This window comes from Haloparvum sedimenti (genome assembly GCF_001462205.1).
Lineage (GTDB): Archaea > Halobacteriota > Halobacteria > Halobacteriales > Haloferacaceae > Haloparvum > Haloparvum sedimenti.
In genome coordinates this window covers 136,427-136,701 of record NZ_LKIR01000142.1, presented here as the reverse complement: position 1 = coordinate 136,701, position 275 = coordinate 136,427, and the positions used below count along the sequence as shown (strand labels likewise).

Annotated in this window: 1 pseudogene; it reads right to left on the bottom strand. The window is 57.5% G+C overall.

The window, feature by feature from the left end:
- Positions 1 to 93: 93 nt before the first annotated feature.
- A pseudogene (locus tag AN233_RS15260) lies at positions 94 to 275 on the bottom strand (AAA family ATPase); the annotation flags it as partial.

Here is a 275-nt window from a genome sequence, read left to right as displayed (position 1 = left end):
GCGCATACTCGTTGAAGACGCCACCGAGGCAAAGGCATTCCGTTCACTCGGTTGCTTCAGCGGCGATAATGTAGAACTCATGGGATTTCAACAGAGCCACTTGTTCGCGAGTTGCGCGAGCACGCGGTACTGGGTGTCGGTCACCTCGCAGTTGATGTACTCGACCTCGCAGGGTACGTCGTACTTCTGAGAGGTGGACTCCAGCTCGTTGGAGACGAACTTCGCGGACGCCGTCTTTCCGGTCCCCGTCTTCCCGTAGATGAGGATGTTGGAGG